Raw genomic sequence first — 18,840 nt, 5'->3', positions numbered from 1 at the left:
TGGGCGTGCAGGCCAGACGGCCGCCGCTTGCATGACACGCAAATAAGCCGCAAGTGATGCTTGTGGGAGGATGATTGTGGGTAGGTTCTGGAGCATTTTGTTTTTGCTGGTACCGGTCCTGGGTGTTGGCGTCTTTTGGTGGGCGCCAGGAGCTGGGTATTGGTTGCCGCGCGACATCTCGGAGCATGGCCATCAGATCGACCACCTGTGGACGTTCATCCTGATCCTGACGGGTCTAGTGTTCGTCGCCACCGAAGTGCTGCTGTTCTGGTTCATGTGGCGCTACGACGGGGCGAAGAACAACGACCCCGTGAAGTACATGCACGGCAGCCACAACCTGGAAGTCATTTGGACCATCCTGCCGGCCGCTACGCTGCTGTTCATCGCCATCTACCAGATGAACGCCTGGGCCGATGTGAAGATTCGCAATCCCGGCGCCGAGGGGTTGCCAGTGACGGTCGAAGTGACGGGCCGGCAATTCGAGTGGCGGCTGCGCTACCCGGGCAAGGACAACAAGCTCGGCACGCCCGACGACATTTACCATGTGAACGATTTGCACATCCCGGTCAACGAGGAGATTCTCGTCTCGCTGAAGACCCAGGACGTGTTGCACGATTTCTTCCTGCCGAATCTGCGCGTCAAGCAAGACGCGGTTCCCGGCATGATGATTCCCGTCTGGTTCAAAGCGACCGAGACGGGCACGTATGATCTTGTCTGCGCCGAGCTGTGCGGCTGGGGGCACTACAAGATGAAGGGGCGGCTCACGGTGCAGCCTCGCGACGAATATGACGAGTGGCTGTCTGAAATGTTTGCGGCACAAGAGGCGACGAAATGAGTACCTCCGCTCTCGGCGATTACGCTCACGACGATGCGCATGCTCACGATCACGGGCATTCGGCAGGCTTTCTGCGCACGTACGTGTTTTCGCTGGATCATAAAGTTATCGGCATCCAGTTCCTGTTCTCGACGCTGCTATGGTTCGTCGTGGGCGGGTTGTTGGCGCTGGCCGTGCGTTGGCAGTTGGCCTGGCCCTGGTCCGAAATGCCGATTGTCGGAAAGATGCTGTTCTCGGCCGAAGGGGGACAGATCTCGCCCGAGTTCTACACCATGCTGTTCACGATGCACGCCTCGGTGATGATCTTCTTCGTGATCATTCCGATTCTGGCGGGTGCGTTCGGCAACTTCCTGATCCCGCTGATGATCGGGGCCGACGATATGGCGTTCCCGACGCTGAACATGCTCAGCTACTGGTTCATGTGGCCGGCCTTTGTGTGCATGGTCGGCAGCTTCTTCGTAGCAGGCGGGGCGGCATCGTCCGGATGGACGGCCTACGCCACGTTGTCTGCCGTGTGGGGCGCGGCACCGGGGAGCCAGGCTGGGCAGACGCTATGGCTGATCGGGCTGATCTTCGTGGGGGTCTCGTCGATGATGGGATCGGTCAATTACATGACCACGATCATCCAGATGCGCGCTCCAGGCATGACGATGTTCCGCATGCCGATGACGATCTGGGCCATGTTCATTACCGCAATTTTGCAAGCTTTCGCGTTGCCGGTTTTGACCGCCGCACTGTTCATGCAATTGCTCGACCGCACGATCGGCACCGGCTTCTTCATTCCGGAAGGGCTGGTCGTCAATAACGTCTCGGCAGGTGCTGGCGGTGGTCAGACCTTGCTCTGGCAGCACTTGTTCTGGTTCTATTCGCACCCGGCTGTGTACATCATGATCCTGCCGGCGATGGGAATGGTCTCGGACATTATCTCATGCTTCGCGCGAAAGCCGCTGTTCGGTTACAAGCCGATGGTGTACTCGATCTCGGGTATCGCCGGGTTGGGCTTCATCGTCTGGGGGCATCACATGTTCATGTCGGGCATGAACCCGTACCTGGGCATGACGTTCATGGTCTCGACGATGTTCATCGCTCTGCCGAGCGCTGTAAAAGTGTTCAACTGGCTAGGCACGATCTGGGGCGCACGCATCCAGTTCACCACGCCGATGCTGTTTGCCCTGTCGTTCGTTTCGATGTTCATCATCGGCGGTTTGTCGGGCATCTTCATGGCGGCCACGCCGGTCGACATCTTCATTCACGACACGTACTTCATCGTCGGACACATTCATTATGTGTTGTTCGGCGGTACCGCTTTCGGCGTCTTCGGGGGAATCTATTTCTGGTTCCCGAAGATGTTCGGCCGCATGATGAACGAGTTCTGGGGGAAAGTACACTTCTTCCTGTCGTTCATCTTCTTCAACGGCACGTTCTACACGATGCATATTCTGGGGGCCGGCGGCTTCCCACGGCGGTTGGCAGACCCGTATCACTATCTGACGTTCCGGCATCTGCAACCGATGAATCAGTTCATGACGATTTGCGCCTTGGGCATGGGTGCCGCGCAGATCATTTTCGCGATCAATTTCTTCTACAGCATCTTTTTCGGGAAGAAAGTCGGACGCAATCCCTGGCACGCCAATAGCCTGGAATGGTTCGCCCCCAGCCCGCCGGGGCACGGCAACTTCGACGCACAGCCGATCGTCTACCGTGGACCGTACGAGTACGGCTCGCCGGAAGTCGACATCGATTACTATCCGCAAACGCAACCGCCCCCCGAAGGGCACATTCCCACCGACGATCACGGACACCATTAATCGTGGTGCAATCGCGCACACAAGCCGAGAATGCTCGCTCGCTCGTCGCGGCTCCGGCCAGTCCCTGGCCGCATCGCGTGGCTGTGCTGTTGGTATGCGCGACGTTTCCCCTGATCTGGGTCGGCGGATTAGTGACGACCTACGATGCCGGCATGGCCGTGCCCGACTGGCCTAACACGTTCGGCTACAACCTATTTCTGTATCCCTGGCAGACGTGGATCGCCGGACCGTGGGACTTGTTCATCGAACACGGTCATCGATTGTTCGGCGCCACGGTCGGCATGTTGACGATTCTGTTCGTCGTTACGACATTCCTCGGCGAGCAGCGTCGCTGGGTGCGGATGGCAAGCTTGGGGGCGCTCGCGCTTGTGATCGCGCAAGGCGCACTAGGCGGACTGCGCGTCGTGCTGGACGAACGTTTGTTGGCCCAACTGCATGGCTGCGTCGGTCCGGCATTCTTCGCGTATACCGTAGCACTCGCCGTGTGGACTTCACCTCGTTGGACTTCGAAGCAGTGGTGGGCCGGGCCGGATCAATCGCAGGAACTAGCCCGGGGCCGGGCGTCGGCTCGCTTTCAACGAATTGCTTTCCTTACCGTGGCGATCGCCTACTTGCAGTTGGTGCTGGGATCGCAATTGCGTCACGTGCGGCCGGTGGTTGACGTCACGGTGTTTCGCGCCGCCGTATGGTTGCACCTGTTTATGGCCGCGGCGTTGACAGTGCACGTGATCATGCTCGCCGCGCGGGCGACTCGCTGGTTTTTCGCGGATCGATTCATTTTCGTCCCGGCCGTCGCGTTGGCTGGGCTGTTGATCGTCCAACTTGCCTTGGGCGTAGGTGCTTGGGTCGTGAACTATGGCTGGCCCGAAGCGCTGTTTGGGAATTACCCCTGGGCCCAGCAGTTCGTCGTCATGCAAGCCGGACGATTGCAGGCTTGGGTAACGACCGGACACGTGGCCACGGGATCGCTGATTTTGGCGACCTCGCTACTCATTGCCTTGCGATCGTTGCTTTTGCCGGCCGGACAATCACGTGTCGTGCGCAGCGTCGTCGCGGTGGGGGTACTGGCATGAGCATTGTCACGACGGCCATGGCGAGCTCGTCGCGCGTTCGACTTGTAACGCGGTTGCGCGATTATGTCGAACTGACCAAGCCGAAGATCGTGGTCATGGAACTGGTCACGATCATCGTCGCGGCCTGTGTGGCCAGTTGGGGACAGCCTGACTGGCAACTGCTGTTGTATGCGGCTGTCGGCACCGGCCTCATTGCGGCAGGCGCGAGCGCCTGGAATCAGTGGATCGAGCGTCATTCGGACGCGCGGATGCCGCGAACCGCCGATCGCCCGTTGCCGGCCGGGCGACTCACCGCGGCCGAAGCGCTGTGGTTTGGCTCGATTTCGACCGTGGCCGGCGTGGCCGTCCTGGCGATGATGGTGAACTGGTTGACGGCGCTGTTGGGCCTGGCCACTTGGGTTGCCTACGTTTGCCTGTACACGCCGCTGAAGTCGCGCACTTCGCATAACACGGCGGTCGGCGCCGTCGCCGGCGCGATGCCGATATTGATGGGTTGGACGGCCGTCGGCGGACATTTGAATCTGTCCGCGGCGACCTTGTTCATGATTGTTTTCTTGTGGCAGTTCCCGCACTTCATGGCCATCGCTTGGATGTACCGCGCTGACTATGCCGCGGGGGGCTGCCAGATGCTGTCGGTCGTTGATCCCAGTGGCCGCCGAGTGGGACTGCTGGCTGTGACGGGGGCGCTCGCTCTTCTGCCGGTCAGCGTGCTGCCTGCCGTGATGCGGTTGGCGGGGACCGGTTATTTTTTTGCGGCGCTACTGCTGGGGCTTGCTCAGTTGGCGGCCGCAGCGTGGTTCGCACGAAGGTTGGACGAACGGTCGGCCCGGCTGCTGTTGCGTGCGTCGCTCGTCTATTTGCCGACGGTGCTGATTTTGCTTTTATTATCGAGTCGTATTGCGAGTTGAATTTGGGAGTCGTTTTGACCGTCTGACAAAACGGGGATGGACGCCATGGTCGCCGCACAACAAAGGCGACTGCCAACGTGCCCGCCCCTCTTTTGTCCGACGCTTTTAGAAAGGCATAATTACCGGTCATGGCCACAGCCGCTGACGCCCATCACGGGCATACTCAACATTTGAAGTTGCAATACCAGCCGGGTTTGCCGCTGCCTAACGGCAAGCTGTTTATGTGGCTGTTCTTGTCGACGGAAATTATGTTTTTCGCCGCGTTGATCGGCGTGTACATCGTGATTCGTTTCGGTGCGCCCGACTGGCCCGCCACGCACGACGTACACCTCTCCGAACCGATCGGCGCGTTCAATACATTCGTTCTGATTTGCTCTAGCGTCAGCGTGGTGCTGGCCCTGGAGTGCGCCAGGGCGAATAAGGCGGGATTGGCCAAAGCCTGGATGACTGTGACCTTGTTGCTGGGTTGTGTCTTCTTGGGCGTGAAAATGTACGAGTACAACGCAAAGTTCTCGCACGGCATCTATCCGGCCATGCCGCGCAGCCGTATCCACGAGCGTGCGGATCTGGACTTCGGTTCGGCGGCGCGGATCAAGTTGCAATCGCTCATCGAGCCGCTGGCCAAGCTTCCTCCCGAGGGGATCAAGCCTGAAGAGGCCGACAAGCTATTGCTAGCCAAGAAGATGAAGGATGACTTCGGTTCTACAAACCTGGTCACGTTGCAGCGGATGGCCGACGACATAATGCCGCCGCCAAGCTTGGAGGGGGACCACACGAAGGCCGACGCCCATCCCGAGACGTTGTCCGAAGAGCATCCCTGGGTGAACCTTGGTTATGCGCACGCGGGTTCGGACAAAGTTGAGTACGTGCGTGAGCTGATCGAGTCGTTCCACATGCCGATCGTGATTCCGGGCGGCAATATGTGGGCCAGCACGTATTTTTTGCTGACCGGCTTTCACGCCATCCACGTGTTGGTTGGTCTGATCGTTTTCGCGCTGATGATGACCTGGACGTTGGATGTACACCGGGCGGTCGCCATCGAGAATATTGGCCTGTACTGGCACTTTGTCGACCTGGTGTGGATATTCTTGTTCCCGCTTCTGTATTTGTTCTAAATCCCGGTAATACGGGTTTGTATTTTCGCGGAGTTATTTATGACGCACGATGCCGGCCATTCGACCGTCGACCATTCGCACGCCCACGGCGATCACGGGATTGCCAAGTATGTCTACGTGTTCCTGGCGTTGTGCGTTTTGACAGGTTGCTCGTTCTTCACGTACTCGAGTCTGTGGCCCTGGCATGAGCAGCCCGCGGTAGGGCGGTTCTTCATGATGGCGGTCTCGTGTACGAAGGCGATGCTTGTGATCCTGTTCTTCATGCATCTGAAGTACGAGGCCGATTGGAAATACGTTCTGACGATTCCGGCCTCGATCATGTCGGTGTTTCTGATGATGGCCCTGGTGCCGGATATCGGCTTGCGGATGCGTACCTATTCGCCCGAGCGGCGCGAGCACGCGGCCCAGCCCGAGGCCGAATTCGCGAAGCTGCAGCAAAAGGTTAAGCAGTTAGAGCCGGTCCGCGACACATCGGAAAAAGAGCCGGCTGCCGCCGCGCCTCACTAGAAGTACAATTAACCGGAAGCTTGTTGTGGCGGGTTGCTTTGTTAAGCATCTGCCGCGGCTGGCATCCGTGGCGCAGGGAATGATCGTCGACGGCCGTGGCAAGCCAGCCGGGCACAGTTGGACTTGGGTCGGCCGCTCTGGGGGGCGCGGCCCTCGTTGGGCGCTTTAGCTCGCAACGTTCCTTCTTTGTTTTTTCGAGTGACCTTCATGGTTTCCTCAACGGCCGTGTCTGTTTCGCGGCTGGTCTATCGCTATGGCGAGCGAAAAGCGCTAGACGATGTCAGCCTGGAAATTGCGCCGGGCGAAATCTTCGCTTTTCTCGGCCCCAACGGCGGCGGTAAGACCACGCTGTTCCGGCTGTTGTCGACGCTCGTGCCGATTCAGGAAGGCTCGATCACGATCCTTGGGCTGGACGTGGCCCAGCAATCGCACGAAGTGCGCCGCCGTATCGGCGTGGTGTTTCAAGCGCCCAGCCTCGATCGCAAGCTGACAGTTAATGAGAACCTGTGGCAACACGGCCAATTATACGGCATTACAGGCCGGACTTTCGACGAGCGGCGCCGTGAGATGCTGGCTCGCTTCGGGCTCGCGGATCGTGAGCATGACCTGGTCGAAACGCTTTCCGGCGGTTTGCGGCGGCGCGTCGAACTGGCCAAGGGACTTTTGCATCAGCCACGAGTACTGCTGTTGGACGAGCCGAGCACGGGCCTTGATCCCGGCGCTCGCAGCGACTTGTGGGAATATCTACATCGCGTGCGCAACGAAGAGGGGGTGACCGTTGTTCTGACGACGCACCTTTTGGAAGAAGCCGAGAAAGCCGATCGGCTGGCAATCATGAGCGCCGGATCACTCGTCGCGCTCGACACGCCGGACCAGCTGCGCGGCACGGTCGGCGGTGACACGATCTGGATCGAGACGGCACAGCCCGACTCGCTGGCGGCCGCGATTACGCAACGCCTGGGTTGCGCCGCCACGGTTGTCGACGGTCGTGTGCGATTGGAACAAGCTGCCGGCCATCAATGGGTGGCGCGCCTCGTCGAAGAGTTCCCCGGACAGGTCAGCTCGATCACGGTCGGCAAGCCGACGCTAGAGGATGTGTTCATCGCCCGCACCGGTCATCGCTTCTGGCAGGCCGAGGAGGTGGGCGTTGGCTGAACGGGGTATCGAATCGATTTCGACTGCTACGGCAACAACGCCACAACCGGTGTCTGGCGAGCCGCGCGCCCGCGCCACGACCGAAGCGCCGATGACATCGAGCGCAGGCACCTCGGGTTCGGCCGTCTGGTCCCTTTGTTATCGCGAGCTGGTGCGCTTTGTGCGTCAGCGAAATCGGATCGTCGGCGCGATCGGGCAGCCCGTGCTATTCTGGATTTTGTTCGGCGCGGGCTTGGGTCCGTCGTTCCAAATGGCTGGCGCCGGCACGGACGTGAGTTATCGCGAATACTTCTTTCCGGGCACGCTGGCGCTGATCCTGCTGTTCACGGCAATCTTCTCGACGATTTCCATCATTGAAGATCGCCGCGAGGGCTTCTTGCAATCCGTGCTCGTCGCGCCGATTCCCCGTTGGTCGATGGTGCTGGGCAAGATCCTCGGCGGAACACTACTGGCCGCTGGCCAGGGATTGTTGTTTCTGATATTGGGGCTGACGGTCGGACTGCATTTTTCGCTCGTCGGCACCATTGCCGCGGCATTGTTTTCGTTAGTGGTCGCCTTTGCGCTGACATCACTGGGGTTTGTCATTGCCTGGCGGATGGATTCGACGCAGGGCTTTCACGCCATCATGAGCGTGTTTCTGTTGCCGATGTGGTTATTGTCTGGCGCGTTTTTTCCCGCCGACAGTGGTTGGCTGCGGTGGATCATGTACGTGAATCCGCTGACCTACGGCGTGGCGGCGATGCGGAGATTGCTCTACTGGGGCGAGGCCGCTCCGGCAGCACTCGGGTGGATGAACGCGCTGCCGTCGCTGCCGGTGGCACTGACGGTGACAATTTTATTTGCTGTGGTAACGTTCGCCGCCGCATGTTGGATTGCCGGACAGCGAACGACGGGAGATCTGCTGTGACGATGCAAGTTAAGGTTTGGTTGTCCTTGCTGCTGGCGGCCTTAGGGGCGTACGGCTCGTACACCGGATGGCGCGTTTATCAAGCCACGAGCGGTGACCGCAGCGTGGTGAGCAAGCCCCGCCATATCGAGCGCACGCGGTCTACGGGATCGCTCGAGGACGCGGCGCTGGTTGATACGGACGGAAAGCCCTTTGCGCTTGATGAGCTGAAGGGGGACGTGTGGATAGCGAGTTTCTTTTTTACTAGTTGCCCCGGTCCTTGCGCCCAGATGAACCGCGCGCTGGCGGAGCTGCAAAACGACGATAAAGATCCGCATCTGAAGTTCGTCAGCGTTACCTGTGATCCGGCGAACGATACGCCCGAGGTGTTGGCCAAATACGCTCGCACGTTCAAAGCTGACCCCAAGCGGTGGACATTCCTCAGCGGCCCGTTCGAGTCCGTTCAGAAGCTCGGCAGCGAAGCCTTTCAGGTGCCGGTCGGGCCGAAGATGCATACCGAGCGCGTGATCCTGGTGGATAAATGGAGCAACGTCCGCGGCCTGTACCTGACTAGTGATTCGAGCCAGATGTTGGCGCTGAAGAAGAAGATCACGAAGCTGCTGGCCGAAGAGACGCCCCCGGCGAAGACTGACCAGGCTGAGACGTCGGCGAGCGAACAAACAGCAGCGGAAGCCACGACCTCGGCCGATCCGGCAGCAGACGCCTCAGAAACCACTGACGGCGCCGAGAGCTCTTCGACGACCGAGCCGGCAGCGAGCGAGGCCACGCCGTGACGTCGTTCGCACATGTCGGCATGGTCGTTCACTCGCTACTGGCATTCACGGTCACGGACCTGCCTACGCTCAATGCGCTGTTGAATGCGTCCGCCACGGTTTTACTGGTCGTGGGTTTCACGTTCATCAAGCAAGGACGCGAGCAAGCGCACAAGCGGGCCATGCTGGCGGCATTCGTGGTCAGCATTCTCTTTTTGATTTCTTACCTGATTTACCACTACCAAGCCCTGCACGTGAAATTCACCGGGCCGGCGACGGTGAGGTACGTTTACTATGCGATCCTGATTCCGCACGTAATTCTGGCGGCGGCCGTGCCTTTTTTGGCGGTGACGACCATCTATCTGGGGCTCACCGATCAACGGTTACGGCATCGTGGCGTGGCCCGCTGGACCTTTCCGATCTGGCTGTTTGTTTCGGTAACCGGCGTGATCGTGTATGTGATGCTGTATCACGGGGCATGGTTGGGCTACGCCACCGAAGGCGTATAAACCGAGGCGCGCGGCTCGTTTCGCTGGCTGTGACCTGATCTCGTGCGTGTGCGTTGCCTGGACGACAGACCCAAGGGGCGATGGCGGCATGACTGGCGAGTATCTGCCAACTCCGATGGGCGGCGACGCGGACGCCGAAATGCCCACGCAGGCCGAAGCGTTCGAGGCTTGCGCCCGTGCCCGCCGAGCGGAGTACGAATCCACGATCGAAATCATCGAGAACGCCGGCCGGACTGAGCGGGCGGCGCTCGAATTGATCGACGATACGCTGGGCCGGGCTCAGGTCGGCATCGATCAATCGCCTGGCCGCGCGGGGCGAGAATGCCGGGCAGGGTGCGCTTTCTGTTGCTACTCGCACGTCGAGGTTCATCCGCTCGATGCCATCAGCGTGGCCCATCATCTGCGTCAAACGCTGCCACCCGAGCAACTCGCCAAGGTCGAAGAACGATTGCGCGATCGCGTACGGCGGAAACGGCCGATGACTGCCGAGCAGCGCAAGCAGGCGAACATCCCTTGTGCATTGCTGGCCGACGATAATACGTGCAGCGTATACGCGGCGCGCCCCTTGATCTGTCGCGGGTATAGTTCGCTATCGGTCAAAAAATGCGAAGAGGCGTATCTGCATCCGACGCAGCCCAATACCGCCCCGTTCGACTATCACGCGCGCATCTGGACGGTGTCAGTGTCCGACGGGATGCGCGATGGGCTCGCGGAAAAAGGAATCGATGCCCAGCGGTATGAGCTGAACAGCGCGGTACTGTGCGCGTTAACGACTCCGGACGTGGCGGCGAAATGGATCAAGGGACAAAACGTCTTCCGGGATTGCTTGCCCGGGCGTGAAGGGCAACCCCCGCCAGCACCTGCGTCCGCCAGGGTCGCGCGGCCGGCAACCGGCGCGGCGGGGCGGAACGATCCCTGCCCTTGTGGCTCAGGCAAGAAATATAAGAAATGCTGTATGACGAAGAAGCCGTCGTAGCGACGCGTGCGGAATCCACGAGCGGGGGCATGGGGCACCGGGCGTCCTACTCGAACGAGAAAAACCGGCTAAAAACCGACTTGCCAGGCACGATCCTCCCCCGGTTTCCGTCTACCCAGGTGCCCTGTATCGGCTATAATTTCGATTGTTAAAGATGTCCGGTCTAGCGAGTCTGAAAATGACGCATACAAGCCATGACACCCGCGCCGAACGACGTCGACGCCTGTTGTCGAACGTTGTCTTGTTCGCCGCAGTGGTTCTCGTCTTGGTTGCGGCTCAGACGGCCTCGGCTTGTCCCAGTTGCAAGGCGGCTCTCGCCAATCAGGATGGCAAGGGGGGAGACCTGGTCACCGGGATGATGTACAGCATCCTGTTCATGCTCTCGATGCCGTTCGCGATCTTCGGTTCGTTCAGCGGTTATTTCTATTACCTGGTGCGCCAGGCCCGTCGCCAGCAGAAAAATGGCGACGCTCCGCTCGGCGGTCACCAGTCGACCGAGATTCGCGGCGAGTAATCGTTCGCACGCGTTTTTCTATTTCGCCGCGCGATTCGACGTTACCTATGCGCTGCGTCTTTCGCGGCATCATGTGGAATTGGTTGTGATGCGGCGGTCGTTGTCGGCAGAGGATCGACAAAATGATCCCACGTCATCCACAGCGCCCGGGCATAGCGGAAAAACCACATCGGAAACAGGATGCAAAACGCACCGAGCGAGAAGAGCAGCGTTCGTTCGGAGAAGTCGCTGAACATCATCATCGACAGGGCGGCAATCGTCACAATAAAGGCCGTGACGCCGTAGTTGAAATAGATCGAGCCAAGGAAGTAGCCGGGCTCGCGCTCGAATTTCAGGCCGCACGACTCGCATTGTCGCGGCATGCTGACCCAACCGCTGAAGAGTCGCCCCTGGCCGCAGCGCGGACAGCGCAGCCGTAAGGTTCGTCCGAGGATTTGCCACAGGCTCATTGTTGTCTGCCTCCCGCCGCGCTCGTTGCGGCGCGGCATGTCTTTACGATACTCTACTGCCAGCGACGCAGCCATGCGGGTGTAAGTTTATCCAAGGTGTCGCGCAGGAGAACGGGCGTGCAAATCATTGGGCGGCTGCTACAGATCGCGGGACTCGTTCTGCCCGGCCTGGCCATCGTCATGCAAATCACGGAGCTCGTAAGCGTTGGCAAGATGCTCGTGATGGCCGTGGCTTCATTCGCGATGTTCTACATCGGTCGCATTCTGGAAGGGTATTCGCGGTCGCGGTAAGTCCTGGCGGTGCTGGCGCACCCATCAAGTGGGAGCTTACGAAGGTGGGACGTGTCGCGGGTAGCCGCGCCGCGCCCGCGCCGCGATTTGCAGGAATCGCCACGATTTTCTGCGGTTTTCCCTGCATTTCGCATCGTCTGCCGGGTCGGCTGTGAGTGGGCGTTTCCTTTCCGGGAACTGTGTCGCGGCTTATACTTAAGTGCCCAGCGTCGGTTGACGCCCGAACCGTCGTTACGCTTTCGATCGATCCGGTTCAGCCTGCTTTCGACGCGCGCCGCCGCCCAGATGTCTTGCCTGGCATGCTCGACCCTTCACCGAGGTCCGTGCGAACGTGAGTATCGGTTTCGTATGCCGTAATCTGAGTTGGCTGGTTGTCGCGTTCTTCGCGTTGCTGATTGCGCCGCGTTTATGCGCAGCGCAACCCTTCTTCTTTAGCCTGTCCAGCCGCTTTGAGCTTTCCGATTCGGTGGAAGTGCCGCAGGCCGACGCCGATACGTTGTCCCGCCTGGAGCAGGCCAAGGCCTTCGCCGGGGACCAGCAATGGGACGAAGCTGTCGAAACCTTGCGACAGGTGATGGAAAAAGATTTGGGCCGTGTCATCGCTGCCAGCGACCGCCGTTACGTCAGCGTGCGTGAATATTGCCAAATGCGGCTGGCGGTTCTGCCGGCGCAGGCGCTCGCGCTTTATCGTGCCCGGATCGACGCCCAGGCCAAACGATTATTTGACGACGTAGTGGCCCGACATGATGTGCGGGCATTGCGCGACATGCTCGACCAGTACTTTGTCAGCAGCACGGGCGACGATGCCTTGTTGGCCTTGGGAGATATGGCTCTCGAACGGGGCGAGCATGGCGTTGCGCGAGCCAGTTGGGAGGCGTTGATTCCTACCCCGCCACAAAGCGTGCCGCGCGACGCATTTGATCGCACGATTGCCGATGATGGACTCGCGACCGAGCGTCGCGAGCAGTTGCAGCGGTGGTACCAGCCGGATAGCGCGATCCCGCCGGCCGTGTATCGGTTGCGCACCGATGAAGCTTTGACCGATGAAACGCGCCGCGAACTTGTCGCTTGTTGGAACGACCGCAACCTGCCCCCCAATCGCTTGGCATATCCGGATTCGGACGTCGATCTGGCCAGCGTGCGTGCGCGGCTCGTGCTGGTGTCGATTCTGGAAGGTTCGCTCGAGCGCGCCGCCGACGAACTTGTGGCGTTTACGGCGATGCATGCCTCGGCACGTGGTCGACTCGCCGGTCTGGAAGTGAATTACGTCGAGTCGCTGACGGCGCTCTTGGCCGGGGCGAAGGATTGGCAGCCGTCTGCCGCGGGGCGCGATTGGCCGACGTTCGCCGGGGCGATGTCTCGATCGCATTGCGGGCCGGCGGCGCTTGCTCCGGATGTTGTCTTGTGGAGCGAACCGATTTCGCTCCCCAAGGCGCCGGTTACCGATTCATTTTATCCTTCGCCTCGCGTTGCCGAGACCAAGAACGAGCTGCTCAGCTACCATCCGATCGTCGTCGGCAATCTGGTTGCCGTAAACACGCAGCATGAAATTCGAATTTACGACCTCCGCACCGGTAAGCCGGCCTGGGGGGGCGACGCCGTTATATTTCGTCCTGCCGAGCCGATCGCCGAGCGCGTACATGGCACGGCCAGCACGCTGGGCGTGGCGCGATTCACACTCACGGCTCATGAAGGCTTTCTCTATGCCCGCATGGGCGATCCGCTGACGACGCGCCCCGAAGACAGCGTCAATTATCATCAGCCGAGCTATCTCGTCGGGCTGGACCTGGTCGGCGAAGGGCGTTTGACGTGGCCGCCGCTGCGACTGGAAGAGAAATGGGCCTACGAGGGATCGCCGGTCACGGACGGCAAGCGAGTTTTTGTCGCGCTGCGACATGGCACGCGCCCCCAATCGCACGTCGCTTGTTACGACGCGCGCACCGGCCGACAATTGTGGCGGCAGTTCGTCGCCAGCGCTGAAACGCCGTCGCGCGGCCAATCGGGTGAGTGTACGCACAACCTGCTGACGTTGGTCGACGATGTTGTGTACGTGAACACGAACCTGGGCGCCGTAGCGGCGCTGGCTGCCGACACGGGACACCCGCTGTGGATCGTGCGCTATCCGCGCGCGAAGAAGGGGGACCTAAATCAGCGGGCGACGCATTTCTATCGCGATTTGACTCCGTGTCTCTACGACCGTGGCCGGCTGATCGTCGCACCGGCCGACAGTGAAAGCATTCTGGCCTACGATGCGGCGACCGGGCTGTTGCTGTGGGAGACGAATCTGGCCAACGACGTCGTGCATCTGTTGGGGGTCGGCGGTGACGCACTGTGGGCTAGCGGCGAAAAACTATGGCGCATCAACGTGATGACCGGCAAAGTGAGCTATCCCTGGCCCGAGGGCCCGACGCCCAAGGGGTTTGGCCGTGGCGTGTTGGCGGGCGGCAAGGTCTATTGGCCAACCGTGCAAGCGATCCACGTCTTCGATCAGCGCACAGGACAGGAGCAAGCGCCCGTCATGCTCGAAGCGCGCGGGATTCATTCGGGCAATTTAGTCGCGGCCGGCGAAGTGCTGGTCATTGCCAGCAGTGATCGACTTACCGCCTTAGGACCAGCCGATTACTCGGCGGCAGGCAACACGCTAGGACAAGGCGAACGGGCCAAGCCTCGCACCGAACAAGCGACGCGCGCGCCGGCGCCATCCGGTCGTACAAGACCGGCGTCGCAGAGTGCGAGCGGCCGGTAAGAGCTAGTGGCGCATGTTGGCAACGCCACGATCGAGTTGGATTGGCAGAACGGGCTGAATCAAATCAGGCGGAAATCAACGATTTGAAAAGAGGATCGCATGCTCCCCGACGATGACGTGCAATCAGTACAAAAGCTTAACGACGCCTACCGCCGACTGGTCGCCGAGTTGGGGCGCGTGATCGTCGGCCAGCAACAGGTGATCGAAGAGTTGCTGATCGCGATGTTCGCTCGCGGCCACTGCTTGTTGGTCGGTGTGCCAGGCCTGGCAAAGACATTGCTGATTCGCACGCTGGCCGACACGCTGTCGCTCAAGTTCAGCCGCATCCAATTCACGCCCGACCTGATGCCATCGGACATTACGGGCACCGAGGTGATTCAGGAAGACAAGGTTTCAGGCGTGCGGCAGTTCAAGTTTTTGGCCGGCCCGATCTTTGCGAACGTGATCTTGGCCGACGAAATCAATCGCACGCCGCCAAAGACGCAGGCGGCGCTGCTCGAGGCAATGCAAGAGCACCAGGTGACCGTGGGTGGCACACGGCATCGTCTGACGGCGCCATTCTTCGTCCTGGCCACACAGAACCCGATCGAGCAGGAGGGTACCTATCCATTGCCCGAGGCGCAGCTCGATCGCTTCATGTTCAACACGTTCGTCGACTATCCGGACGAAGACGAAGAACTCGAAATCGTGCGCCGCACGACCGCCGACGAAACGCCGACACTCGAAACAACACTATCGACCGAGGACATTCTCACGCTGCAGAACATCGTGCGGCGCGTGCCCGTGGCCGAGCACGTGGCCCGCTATGCATTGCGCTTCACGCGGTTGACGCGGCGCGAGAAGGGGGACGTTCCGCAGTTCATTCGCGATTACGTCAGTTGGGGCGCGGGACCACGGGCCAGTCAGTACCTGGTGCTTGCGGCGAAAGCGCGGGCCGTGCTGCACGGCCGGTATCACGCCGAGTGCGAGGACGTGCGGGCTGTCGTGGCGCCGGTGCTCAGGCATCGCATTGTGACCAACTTCAATGCCGAGGCCGAAGGAATCAAGACAGACCATATCATTCGCAAGTTGATCGAAGTCGTTCCGGAATCGGACCTGGAGACCAGCGGCGGTGGACGAGTCGCAGAAGTATTTAGATCCGCAGACGCTCGCTAAATTGCACGGCCTGGAGCTGCGAGCTCGTTCGATCGTCGAGGGATACGTGGCGGGCATGCATCGCAGCCCCTACCACGGATTCTCGGTCGAGTTCGCCGAGCATCGCGAATACGTGCCAGGTGACGATCTGCGCTACGTCGATTGGAAAGTATTTGCCAAGACCGACAAGGTCTATCTGAAGCAATACGAAGAGGAGACGAACCTCGCCTGTTATTTGCTGTTGGATACGAGCGAGAGCATGCGCTACAAGAGCGACCACGCGGCTCTCAGCAAATTGGAATATGCGCAGTGCATCGCTGCATCACTGGCTTACCTCACGCTGCGCCAGCAGGATAGTGTCGGCCTGGTGACGTTCGACCAGGAGGTCCGCACTTTGCTACGCCCCAGCGGCAATCCGTCGCAACTGAAACAAATGATGCACGTCATGGACGAGACGCATGCCGAACGGAAGACGGCGACGGGCCCCATCTTTCATGACCTGGCCGAACGCTTGAAGAAGCGCGGCCTGGTCGTGATTCTTAGCGATTTGTTCGATGATGTTCCCGCGATGATGGCGGGACTAAAGCATCTGCGACATCGCCGGCACGAGGTCGTAATTTTCCATGTGCTCGACCCGGCCGAAATGGATTTTCCCTTTCAGCAGACGACTCTGTTCAAGGGGCTCGAGCAGTTGCCCGACGTCCTGAGCGAACCGCGCACGCTGCGCAAAGCGTACCTGGCGGAGTTTGGTGCTTTCTTGCGCCAGGTGCAAAGCGGCTGCCGGGCGCAGCGCATCGATTACGTACCGATGCGCACCGATCAAACATTGGACGTGCCGCTGTCGGCATACCTGGCGTCTCGACTCAGGCATGCCGGCTGATGGGACCGTTGATGGTGAAGTAAGGCGAATTGTTGGAATGCAGTTCGATCACAATCTTATCGTGAAAGACGTTGCTTAATCGGTTAATACTGCTGGGCCTGTGGATGCATCCGGCGATGCTCGGCTGGATGGCGGCTGCTGCTGCGCCCGTAGTGATTCATTTGCTCAGTCGGCGCCGCTACCAGGAGGTTCCCTGGGCGGCGATGCAGTATCTGCTAGCCGCGGTCACCAAGAATTCACGGCGCATTCACCTGGAGAACTGGTTGCTGCTGGCCGTGCGCACGGCTCTTGTTTTGGCGGTGGTGCTGGCCGTGGCCGAGCCCATGATCGAGCGCACCGGCATGGTGACGCATACCGGCCAGCCGACGCATAAGTTGCTGGTGCTGGACGCTTCGTATTCGATGGCGTACAAGCCCACGGATCGCAGCCGGTTCGACCGTGCCAAGCAACTGGCCGAGCAAATCGTCGAAGAGCGCAGCCAAGGAGACGGTTTGACGCTGATTTTAATGGCTGATCCGCCGCAAGTGATTGTCGGCACGCCGTCGTTTTCGGCCGCTGAGTTTTTGGGCGAGATCGCGGCGACGAAGATCACGCACGGTGGCGCCGACCTGGCGACGACACTCACACAGATCGAGCAGGTACTTGCGGCCGCGCGGCGCGAATTTCCCCGGCTCACGCGCGAGCAGGTGTACTTCCTTACCGATTTGGGCCGGACTAGTTGGTCCCCCGATCTCGGCGCCGCGTCAATTGCAGAATTCCGCGAACGCGCGCGGCGCCTCGGCGAAGCGGCCGCATTGACCGTGATCGACCTCGGGCAATCCGGAGCTGATAACGCCGCGATCGAGCAGCTTCGCCTGGCCGATGGAGTTGTCACGGTGGGGCAAGCGACGATGCTAGCCGCCGAGGTGCGCAACTTCGGACGTCAGGCCAAAGCGCAGCAAACTGTCGAGCTGCACATCGACGGCGAGCGTACCGCCGAGCGAACGGTCGACCTGGCCGCCGGTGGCAGTACGGCCGTAAACTTTCCCTGTTATTTCGACGCCGCGGGCGAGCACGTCGTCGAGCTACGCATGACGCCTGACTTGCTGGATATCGATAATCACCGTTACCTGGCGATTGGTGTTAAGGACCAACTGCGCGTCCTGTGCGTTGATGGTCGACCGGCCGGCGGGCGGTTCAAATCGGCGACCGATTTTCTGATGGTCGCCCTCTCGCCACCGGCGGGCGAACGCCAGCGATCGCGAGTCCGGCCCGAAGTTGTCAACGAGAGCGCGCTGTTGGACACCGATCTCACGCAGTACGACTGCGTGTTCCTGTGCAATGTGTCGCAATTCACGGAGCGCGAGGCCAATGTGTTGCGCTCTTACTTGAACTTTGGCGGGGGCGTCGTCTTTTTCCTTGGCGACCAGGTGCAGCCCGATAATTACAATCGGCTGCTCGCCGCGCGTGACGATCCCGCGAAGCGCGTCCTGCCGGCGCAACTCTTGAAGCCGGCCGAGGCGGCGCAATACGCGCTCGACCCGCTCGGCTATCGGCATCCGCTGGTCGCCGAGTTCCGCGATTCAGAACAAGCCGGCCTGTTGACCACTCCGCTGCAAAAGTATTTCAAATTGCAATTGGCCGAGCCGACACGAGCGCAAGTCGCGCTGGCCACGGATAGCGGCGATCCGCTAATCGTGGAAGAAACGATCGGCCGCGGACGATCGATCCTGGTGGCGACCAGCGCCGATGCCACTTGGACGGCGATGCCGATGTGGCCCAGCTATGTACCCATCGTCCAGGAACTCCTGATGTTCGCCATGCACGGACGCTTGCAAGAGCACAACGTGTCGGTGGGGCAGGCACTGGGGGGCTTGTTGCCGGCGGGGCGCGTGGCAGGGATCGACGTGCGAGTGCCGTCGGGAGAAATCAAACGCGCCGCGGTCGTTGGCGAAGCGAGCGACCGTTCCTGGTCGTTCGGCGACACGCAGCAGAGCGGCATCTACCGCGTCGAACCATTCGGCGGCGGAACGCAGCTCGCAGCGGCGCAAGCCTTTGCTGTGAATCTCAACACGGTCGAAAGCGATTTGGAGCAAGTCACTCCCGAGGAACTCGCGCAAGACGTCTGGCCGGGAGTCCGTTATTTCCATCGTACGAACTGGCGCGATACGGATGCCGACGTCAGTGACGAGATCGTCGTTCGTAGTCGCTTGCATTTGTGGTTATTAGTCGCCGCGGTCGGGTTGCTGGTGACCGAGAGCTTTTTGAATTGGTTCAGCGGACGTTACGCGCGATGAAAGGA

The 18,840-nt window shown here is 60.4% G+C and carries 18 protein-coding genes; 17 read left to right on the top strand and 1 reads right to left on the bottom strand.

Annotated elements, in window-relative coordinates; all coding sequences use genetic code 11:
- The first annotated feature begins 76 nt into the window (after nt 1–76).
- The 12 genes from coxB (at nt 77) to VGN12_10610 (ending at nt 11,059) form a co-directional block, all read left to right on the top strand.
- Entirely contained in the window at nt 77–835 is a 759-nt protein-coding gene (gene coxB, locus VGN12_10665) for a cytochrome c oxidase subunit II (GenBank protein HEY4309903.1), read from the top strand.
- Nucleotides 832–2,643 (top strand): cbb3-type cytochrome c oxidase subunit I, encoded by a 1,812-nt coding sequence (locus tag VGN12_10660; GenBank protein ID HEY4309902.1) that lies wholly within the window; start codon nt 832–834, stop codon nt 2,641–2,643. Before coxB ends, VGN12_10660 begins: the two co-directional genes overlap by 4 nt.
- Before the next feature lie 2 nt (nt 2,644–2,645).
- Nucleotides 2,646–3,716, top strand: coding sequence for a COX15/CtaA family protein (locus VGN12_10655; protein ID HEY4309901.1), 1,071 nt, complete (start codon nt 2,646–2,648; stop codon nt 3,714–3,716).
- On the top strand, nt 3,713–4,624 hold the full coding sequence (cyoE, locus tag VGN12_10650; protein ID HEY4309900.1) for a heme o synthase: 912 nt from the start codon (nt 3,713–3,715) through the stop codon (nt 4,622–4,624). Before VGN12_10655 ends, cyoE begins: the two co-directional genes overlap by 4 nt.
- Nucleotides 4,625–4,752: 128 nt before the next feature.
- On the top strand, nt 4,753–5,739 hold the full coding sequence (locus tag VGN12_10645; GenBank protein ID HEY4309899.1) for a heme-copper oxidase subunit III: 987 nt from the start codon (nt 4,753–4,755) through the stop codon (nt 5,737–5,739).
- 39 nt (nt 5,740–5,778) lie between these two features.
- Complete coding sequence (locus tag VGN12_10640) at nt 5,779–6,246, top strand: cytochrome C oxidase subunit IV family protein (GenBank protein HEY4309898.1); 468 nt, start codon at nt 5,779–5,781, stop codon at nt 6,244–6,246.
- A 207-nt stretch (nt 6,247–6,453) separates the two neighbouring features.
- Nucleotides 6,454–7,401 carry an ABC transporter ATP-binding protein gene (locus VGN12_10635; GenBank protein ID HEY4309897.1) on the top strand — a complete coding sequence of 316 codons (948 nt, stop codon included), beginning with the start codon at nt 6,454–6,456 and terminating at the stop codon, nt 7,399–7,401.
- On the top strand, nt 7,394–8,308 hold the full coding sequence (locus VGN12_10630; protein ID HEY4309896.1) for an ABC transporter permease: 915 nt from the start codon (nt 7,394–7,396) through the stop codon (nt 8,306–8,308). Before VGN12_10635 ends, VGN12_10630 begins: the two co-directional genes overlap by 8 nt.
- Nucleotides 8,309–8,310: 2 nt before the next feature.
- On the top strand, nt 8,311–9,081 hold the full coding sequence (locus VGN12_10625) for an SCO family protein (protein ID HEY4309895.1): 771 nt from the start codon (nt 8,311–8,313) through the stop codon (nt 9,079–9,081).
- Nucleotides 9,078–9,569 (top strand): DUF420 domain-containing protein, encoded by a 492-nt coding sequence (locus VGN12_10620; GenBank protein HEY4309894.1) that lies wholly within the window; start codon nt 9,078–9,080, stop codon nt 9,567–9,569. Before VGN12_10625 ends, VGN12_10620 begins: the two co-directional genes overlap by 4 nt.
- A gap of 88 nt (nt 9,570–9,657) precedes the next feature.
- Nucleotides 9,658–10,545, top strand: a complete 888-nt coding sequence (locus VGN12_10615; GenBank protein HEY4309893.1) for an SEC-C metal-binding domain-containing protein — start codon at nt 9,658–9,660, stop codon at nt 10,543–10,545.
- A gap of 178 nt (nt 10,546–10,723) precedes the next feature.
- Entirely contained in the window at nt 10,724–11,059 is a 336-nt protein-coding gene (locus tag VGN12_10610) for a hypothetical protein (protein ID HEY4309892.1), read from the top strand.
- A 41-nt stretch (nt 11,060–11,100) separates the two neighbouring features.
- On the opposite strand, the gene VGN12_10605 is transcribed toward VGN12_10610, so the two are convergent.
- Nucleotides 11,101–11,508 (bottom strand): DUF983 domain-containing protein, encoded by a 408-nt coding sequence (locus tag VGN12_10605; protein HEY4309891.1) that lies wholly within the window; start codon nt 11,506–11,508, stop codon nt 11,101–11,103.
- 117 nt (nt 11,509–11,625) lie between these two features.
- Between VGN12_10605 and VGN12_10600 the strand changes: the two genes are divergently transcribed.
- The 5 genes from VGN12_10600 (at nt 11,626) to VGN12_10580 (ending at nt 18,835) form a co-directional block, all read left to right on the top strand.
- Complete coding sequence (locus VGN12_10600) at nt 11,626–11,799, top strand: hypothetical protein (GenBank protein HEY4309890.1); 174 nt, start codon at nt 11,626–11,628, stop codon at nt 11,797–11,799.
- A 331-nt stretch (nt 11,800–12,130) separates the two neighbouring features.
- Nucleotides 12,131–14,545, top strand: coding sequence for a PQQ-binding-like beta-propeller repeat protein (locus tag VGN12_10595; protein HEY4309889.1), 2,415 nt, complete (start codon nt 12,131–12,133; stop codon nt 14,543–14,545).
- A gap of 99 nt (nt 14,546–14,644) precedes the next feature.
- Nucleotides 14,645–15,700, top strand: a complete 1,056-nt coding sequence (locus VGN12_10590; GenBank protein ID HEY4309888.1) for a MoxR family ATPase — start codon at nt 14,645–14,647, stop codon at nt 15,698–15,700.
- Nucleotides 15,657–16,559: a DUF58 domain-containing protein gene (locus VGN12_10585; protein HEY4309887.1), complete on the top strand. Its 903-nt coding sequence runs from the start codon at nt 15,657–15,659 to the stop codon at nt 16,557–16,559. Before VGN12_10590 ends, VGN12_10585 begins: the two co-directional genes overlap by 44 nt.
- A 71-nt stretch (nt 16,560–16,630) precedes the next feature.
- On the top strand, nt 16,631–18,835 hold the full coding sequence (locus VGN12_10580; GenBank protein ID HEY4309886.1) for a VWA domain-containing protein: 2,205 nt from the start codon (nt 16,631–16,633) through the stop codon (nt 18,833–18,835).
- Nucleotides 18,836–18,840 lie beyond the last annotated feature (5 nt).

The sequence above is a fragment of the Pirellulales bacterium genome, from assembly GCA_036499395.1.
Lineage (GTDB): Bacteria > Planctomycetota > Planctomycetia > Pirellulales > JACPPG01 > JACPPG01.
Note: the sequence above shows the minus strand (reverse complement) of the source record. Positions and strands in the feature narration are given on the sequence as shown.

What these genes read in the sequence shown, in the direction of transcription:
- VGN12_10615 (HEY4309893.1), top strand. Translation starts at nt 9,658, where the DNA reads ATGACTGGCGAGTATCTGCCAACTCCGATGGGCGGCGACGCGGACGCC.
- cyoE (HEY4309900.1), top strand. Translation starts at nt 3,713, where the DNA reads ATGAGCATTGTCACGACGGCCATGGCGAGCTCGTCGCGCGTTCGACTT.
- VGN12_10645 (HEY4309899.1), top strand. Translation starts at nt 4,753, where the DNA reads ATGGCCACAGCCGCTGACGCCCATCACGGGCATACTCAACATTTGAAG.
- VGN12_10610 (HEY4309892.1), top strand. Translation starts at nt 10,724, where the DNA reads ATGACGCATACAAGCCATGACACCCGCGCCGAACGACGTCGACGCCTG.
- VGN12_10590 (HEY4309888.1), top strand. Translation starts at nt 14,645, where the DNA reads ATGCTCCCCGACGATGACGTGCAATCAGTACAAAAGCTTAACGACGCC.
- VGN12_10605 (HEY4309891.1), bottom strand. Translation starts at nt 11,508, where the DNA reads ATGAGCCTGTGGCAAATCCTCGGACGAACCTTACGGCTGCGCTGTCCG.
- VGN12_10625 (HEY4309895.1), top strand. Translation starts at nt 8,311, where the DNA reads ATGCAAGTTAAGGTTTGGTTGTCCTTGCTGCTGGCGGCCTTAGGGGCG.
- VGN12_10635 (HEY4309897.1), top strand. Translation starts at nt 6,454, where the DNA reads ATGGTTTCCTCAACGGCCGTGTCTGTTTCGCGGCTGGTCTATCGCTAT.
- VGN12_10640 (HEY4309898.1), top strand. Translation starts at nt 5,779, where the DNA reads ATGACGCACGATGCCGGCCATTCGACCGTCGACCATTCGCACGCCCAC.
- VGN12_10660 (HEY4309902.1), top strand. Translation starts at nt 832, where the DNA reads ATGAGTACCTCCGCTCTCGGCGATTACGCTCACGACGATGCGCATGCT.